This is a genomic window from Oleiphilus sp. HI0080, from assembly GCF_001635135.1.
Genome location: NZ_LWFU01000646.1, coordinates 1 through 6,054, shown reverse-complemented (window position 1 = coordinate 6,054; position 6,054 = coordinate 1). Strand labels below are relative to the sequence as shown.

The window sequence follows — 6,054 nt, the reverse complement described above, 5'->3', positions numbered from 1 at the left end:
TATTGAAGACAAATTACGGTGACATCAAGCTTGAATTGGACCATGAGAATGCCCCAGTAACAGCGAAAAACTTTGAAAGCTATGTAAAAGACGGCTTTTACGACGGCGTCATTTTTCACCGAGTGATTGATAACTTCATGATTCAAGGCGGCGGCTTTGATGTAAACATGCAGCAAAAGCCAACCAAAGAGACCATCCAAAACGAAGCAAACAATGGTCTTAAAAACGATGCTGGTACCATTGCGATGGCGCGCACGATGGATCCACACTCAGCTTCAGCACAATTCTTCATCAACGTATCAGACAACAACTTCCTTAACCACACATCAGAAACAACTGAAGGCTGGGGCTATGCTGTATTTGGTAAAGTGGTTGATGGCAACGACGTCGTCAACAAGATCAAGTCAGTTAAAACGACGATGAAAGCAGGCCACCAAGATGTTCCTGTCGATGAAGTCATCATCGAATCTGCAAGCATCATTGAAGACGAAGCATAAGCGTCAATAAACGATTCAGTTCTATGATCTACTTTATCTCCGACCTGCATCTGGAAGAATCACGCCCCGACATTACTGGGGCGTTTTTCTACTTTCTCGATCAAATCGAAAAAGATGCGAAACAGCTATATATTCTGGGCGACTTCTTTGAAGCCTGGGTCGGAGACGATGAAAACACCCCCTTGCAAGTAAAGGTCAAAGCGCGACTCAAGCGCCTCACTGAGAGCGGTGTTGAAGCGTTTTTCATGGCTGGGAACCGCGACTTCCTAATCGGCGAGCAATTTTCTCAAGATACCGGCGTGACTGTTCTTCCAGAACCAAGCAAGATTGCGCTGAACGGAGAAGAGGTACTCCTTATCCACGGCGACAGCCTCTGCACACGCGACACCGCCTACATGAAGCTACGCTCCATGCTACGTGCACCAGGCTTTATCGAGACCTTCCTAGCGCGACCTTTAGAGGACAGATTAACGACTGCGCGCCAACTTCGCGAGATGAGCCAGGCTTCGAACAAGGACAAAAGTAATGAGATTATGGATGTCACACCCGAAGAGGTGATAAAGCTAATGGAAGAGCAACAGGTTCAAACGCTGATTCATGGCCACACCCACCGGCCAGCAACGCATGACCTTACAATCAACGCAGAACCCGCATTCCGAATCGTTCTTGGCGATTGGGACAAGCAAATTTGGTTCATTCGCGTCGATGAAACAAAACAGAGCCTTGAATTAATCAACCAAGCATTTCCTGAGAACGCTGAGTCATTCGCCTAGCTTTATGAGCAGCCAACACAAGCAGTTCGACATGATCGTCATCGGCGGCGGAGCATCTGGGCTAATGTGCGCAGGGCTTTGCGGGCAACAAGGCCTTTCCGTTTTAGTGCTCGACAAAGCAAACAAAGTTGGCAAAAAAATTCTTATGTCCGGCGGCGGAAGGTGTAACTTCACCAACTACTTCGTTGAGCCCGATAACTACCTCTGCTCAAACCCGCATTTTGTAAAATCAGCACTTAGCCGCTACACCCAGTGGGACTTCATATCACTGGTTGAAAAACACGGCATCCCTTATCATGAGCGAAAGCATGGCGAACTGTTTTGCGACAACAGCGCCAAAGACATCCTAAAGATGCTTATTGAAGAATGCCCGCCCCACAAAGTGGATATACGCACCAAATGCGAGATAGAAAGCGTTAAAAAAGAAGGCGAAACGTACCACCTAAAGACAAACCTTGGACATTTCTCAACACAAAAACTGGTTGTCGCGAGCGGCGGATTATCGATTCCAACCATGGGTGCCAGCGGGTTTGGCTACCAACTAGCCGAACAGTTCGGGCATAAGGTGCTGCCAACACGCGCCGGTTTAGTACCGTTCACTTTTAGCGATAAAACCAAAATAATGACCGAACGCTTGTCTGGCCTTGCCCATGAATCAAAAGCATTTAACGATCGCAGCAGCTTTATTGAGAACATACTGTTTACGCACAGGGGCATCTCAGGCCCTGCCGCATTGCAGCTATCGAACTACTGGCATCTTGGTGAAACCATCGAGCTCGATCTATTCCCTACTAAGAACATCGAGCAGATCTTGCTTGATGCCAAGCAGAATTCGGGCAAAAGCAAACTTCGCTCCATACTCAGCAAGCACCTAGCAAAGTCTCTCGTGTTAGAGCTTGAAGCGCTCTATTGGGATGAACACAAAGAAAAGCCAATCAGCGAGCATAGCGACAAACTTCTCAAGCAGCTTGCCGACACCCTGCATAGCTGGTCGTTAAAGCCATCGGGAACCGAAGGCTACCGAACCGCCGAAGTGACGCTTGGCGGGGTAGATACCGATCAGATTTCATCTAAGAACATGGAAAGCAAACTCCATCCCGGGCTGTACTTTATTGGCGAGGTGCTGGATGTAACTGGCCACTTGGGTGGGTTCAATTTTCAGTGGGCTTGGGCATCCGCCAATGCCATCAGCGAAGATATCTCGGCCAACTAAACAGAGTTGTGTTGATAACAGAAACTTATAAAGAGACTTATAAAGAGACCTACAACTTAATATAAAGAAGTGACACCCACGAGAGTAACAACTCACCCCTGCATCAACCAAACCGCAAAAAACGTTAGCCGGCAATCCGAGACAAAAACACCTATCGTTTTAGATAAATCGAGTTTCTCCGCCTGTTATCGCAAACAAACATACTACTCGTTAGCTGCGCGCAGTCATTTATGTTTAAGCCGGCAATACTCACCGCTCGCTCATTCACGCTCATATTGGCTTTGTCTTTTTTCAGAAACTCATACATGGTTTCAAAGCGCGCAGAAAAGTCCGCCCCTTTGTCGCTAATATCCTCAAACAAGGCATAAAACTTAGTGAACGACATGGTTGCGCCTCCTAAGCCAATCTCCACCATTTTCTCTAAGTAGTGAATATATTGCTGCGTTAAGAACAGAGTAAGTTGCTGCTGATCAGCCCGATCAGCGCGATAGTTGTTTAATTTGAGTCGGTTTTGGTTTTGAAGCGCCGTGCGCGCAATCTTGTTGTTTGCCTTATTGCCGATCAAAGAAAACTGACCATCGCTGCAGTCAATATAGGTAACGCTAAACTGACACTCGGCTCTAGATTGAGGTGCAGATATTTGTTGATTGTGAGGCCGCTCGGGCCTCGCTTCTGCACGTTTTACAGACTTTACTTTATTCGATTTTGAGGCTGGCATGTTAAAGGCAATACCAAGCGCTTCGGCTTTGCGTTTTAGCAACATCGCCTGCATGCGCGCATCGTTTTTTTTGAAATCGAAGAATGCCGGTAATACTGTGCTAGGGGACTTTTGCTTTATCTCGCAGTAAACCTGCTCGTAGTACGTCTCTGCATACGCGAAACAGCTCGTTTGAGAAGCCCGTGCTTCAAACGCAAAGAGGACGCATACCAAGGACAGCCATACATTCTTCCCGACAGCATAACGAACCTTCATATCAAACCTACTGCCTCGGCTATTTTTTCGGTGCTGTTTTTTTCTTTTTATCTTTGTCTTGCGAGGCGGCGTCGCCAATGATGTTTTTTCCAGGACATACCTTAAAAACAGGACATTTAGCGCACCCTACGGCATAAGAAACAGGACATAATTGCATGAAGATCACCTCAGAGATGGGGTTGGTCTAGTTTATTGGAGGGGTCAGTATAACGAGTTTTTCTTGAGAGGAGCGCTAACTTTTAATACTCAAACGTCTTTCAGTTAACAATACAAACCAAAGCATCTAAGATGCGTGTGGTTTCACCAGTTAAACAGGCGCATATAAGATGAATAGGAAAAAGAAAAAGGAAGCGATTCACAAGCAACGCCTGAAAAAAGCAAAGGCCAAGCTCGCGCCCAAGAAAAAATCGACCTACATATCAAAAGCGAAAAGAGCAGAACTCGAAGCACTTGAGCACGAAAAACAAAGCCAGTGAAAGCCCTTCACAACTAGTTAACCAACTACATATGGCCGATCAACTGTTCCGTGACTCCATAACAGGCCCACTGTGAAAACGAAACTCGTGGTCAGGGCTCACAACTAACGCGGCCTCCCGCTCCCGAAAAAAAGCCACTCTCTCTGAGATGTCCTCGCCCGCGTATTTGGTCGCAAGCTTCAGGTAGTCCTGATAATGACGCGCTTCGGATTTCAACAAAGACTGATAGAACGCTTTGAGTTCATCATCTAGCTTTGGGGCAAGCTTGGCAAAACGCTCACAAGACCTTGCCTCGATAAACGCGCCGATAATCAGCACATCGACCAGTTTTCCCGGCTCATTCTTTCGCGCCTGATCTCGCAAGCCTGCGGCATAACGCGATGCGGATAAGTTACCGTACTTCAAACCACGCTTTTTGATGATCTTTAACACTTGCTCAAAGTGGCGCAGCTCTTCTCGCGCTAATCGCGACATTTTGTTCAACAACTCCGCGTCATCAGGATAACGATGGATATTGTTGATGGCTGTCATTGCGGCTTTCTTTTCGCAGTGCGCATGGTCAATCAACATAATCTCTTGGTTTTCCAAGGCATTTTCAACCCAACGATCAGGGGTCTCACAGCCAAGAAAATCACGAATTTCACTTAAATCTTCCATCAATTGCACTCTGTTTAATTACCGCTATTCTTTCGGGCGCGGCATTATAAGATCTTTCTTTCGCCTCTTCATCGCCAATGTAAATTTATTTGCTCGATGAATAACGGTTATTCTGGGCTTGGGCCCTGTCATCCTTAACAACTAGCGAAAATATGATTACAATGTTGCCGCCTAAAAATAGGGTTAATGCTCGCTGTTTCGCGCAATTGTTGGGACAGGCTTTCTCGGAAAGATCAAAGAGAATGCGCATTGACTAGTCTAGTAAGGCTTTCGAGTGATCAACATAGCTTCATTCTTACTTTGCTCACTAGCAAAAAAGCCTGAAAAGAGTTTGAAGATTTTTCGCCAGGAGCTTGGCCTAATAATGCAAAGTTCCCAGCCAAATGCTTTACCAATTAGTCTTACAAATTGATTACCCGTTAATCAATTCAACTTGAATGAGAGATTCGTATGAGCTTGTATTCAGAATACCTAGCAGAAATTGAGGTTCGTAAAAACGAACTTGGCCTAAACCCAAAACCAATCGATAGCGCTGAATTGCTGTCTGAAATCATTGATCAGATCAAAGACACTGGTAATGAGCACCGCGAAGCGTCTCTAAACTTCTTCATCTACAACACACTGCCAGGTACAACTCCAGCAGCTGTCGTTAAAGCGGCTTTTCTAAAAGACATTGCGCTTGGAAAAGAAACGCTCGCAGAAATTTCGCCTGAGTTTGCTCTTGAGCAGCTATCTCACATGAAAGGCGGCCCTTCTGTTGAGGCACTGCTAGACATCGCCCTTTCTGACGACGCTCAAGCTGCGGCAGCGGGCGAAGTTCTAAAGACTCAAGTATTCCTTTACGAAGCTGACACCGCGCGTCTTGCCGACGCTTTCAAAGCGGGCAATGCCATCGCTAAAGACATCCTTGAAAGCTACGCGAAAGCCGAGTTCTTCACCAAGCTTGACGACATCCCAGAGAAAATTGACGTTGTAACATACATCGCAGCTGAAGGTGATATCTCTACTGACCTTCTCTCTCCTGGCAACCAGTCTCACTCACGTGCAGACCGTGAATTGCACGGCCAGTGCATGATCACACCGGAAGCTCAGCAAGAGATCGTTGAGCTAGGCAAAAAGCACCCGAATGCTAAAGTCATGCTCATCGCTGAAAAAGGCACCATGGGTGTTGGCTCTTCGCGTATGTCTGGTGTTAACAACGTCGCGCTTTGGGCGGGTGAAAAAACTTCCCCTTACATTCCGTTTATCAACAATCGTCCCGTCGTTGCGGGCACGAACGGTATCGCACCGATCTTCCTAACAACTGTTGGCGTAACCGGCGGTATTGGTCTTGATCTTAAAAACTGGGTTAAGAAAGTAGATGCTGCGGGCAATGTTGTGACAGATGAAAATGGCGACCCAGTGCTTGAAGAGAAATTCTCCGTAGCAACAGGCACGGTTCTAACCATCGATACCAAAGCCAAGA

The 6,054-nt window shown here is 46.6% G+C and carries 6 protein-coding genes and 1 pseudogene; 5 read left to right on the top strand and 2 right to left on the bottom strand.

Annotated features, from left to right (window positions below; translation table 11 throughout):
* Positions 1-2 precede the first annotated feature (2 nt).
* From A3751_RS14060 to A3751_RS14050, 3 genes are read left to right on the top strand one after another with little or no spacing between them, the layout of a single operon-like run.
* Positions 3-497 (top strand): peptidylprolyl isomerase, encoded by a 495-nt coding sequence (locus A3751_RS14060; RefSeq protein ID WP_068457187.1) that lies wholly within the window; start codon positions 3-5, stop codon positions 495-497.
* Between the two features lie 23 nt (positions 498-520).
* Entirely contained in the window at positions 521-1,270 is a 750-nt protein-coding gene (locus tag A3751_RS14055) for a UDP-2,3-diacylglucosamine diphosphatase (RefSeq protein WP_068457184.1), read from the top strand.
* A 4-nt stretch (positions 1,271-1,274) separates the two neighbouring features.
* Positions 1,275-2,483, top strand: coding sequence for an NAD(P)/FAD-dependent oxidoreductase (locus tag A3751_RS14050; RefSeq protein WP_068457181.1), 1,209 nt, complete (start codon positions 1,275-1,277; stop codon positions 2,481-2,483).
* 151 nt (positions 2,484-2,634) lie between these two features.
* Here A3751_RS14050 and A3751_RS14045 read toward each other — a convergent pair whose 3' ends face one another.
* Entirely contained in the window at positions 2,635-3,456 is an 822-nt protein-coding gene (locus tag A3751_RS14045; RefSeq protein ID WP_068457178.1) for a hypothetical protein, read from the bottom strand.
* Between the two features lie 326 nt (positions 3,457-3,782).
* Here A3751_RS14045 and A3751_RS22210 point away from each other — a divergent pair, with 326 nt between their 5' ends.
* The gene (locus A3751_RS22210) at positions 3,783-3,932 is read left to right on the top strand and encodes a DUF2986 domain-containing protein (RefSeq protein WP_156492472.1); all 150 of its coding nucleotides are present in this window, start codon (positions 3,783-3,785) and stop codon (positions 3,930-3,932) included.
* A gap of 39 nt (positions 3,933-3,971) precedes the next feature.
* Here A3751_RS22210 and A3751_RS14040 read toward each other — a convergent pair whose 3' ends face one another.
* The gene (locus tag A3751_RS14040) at positions 3,972-4,589 is read right to left on the bottom strand and encodes a tRNA-(ms[2]io[6]A)-hydroxylase (protein ID WP_197466359.1); all 618 of its coding nucleotides are present in this window, start codon (positions 4,587-4,589) and stop codon (positions 3,972-3,974) included.
* A 450-nt stretch (positions 4,590-5,039) separates the two neighbouring features.
* On the opposite strand from A3751_RS14040, the pseudogene A3751_RS14035 reads away from it, so the two are divergent.
* A pseudogene (locus A3751_RS14035) lies at positions 5,040-6,054 on the top strand (bifunctional aconitate hydratase 2/2-methylisocitrate dehydratase); the annotation flags it as partial.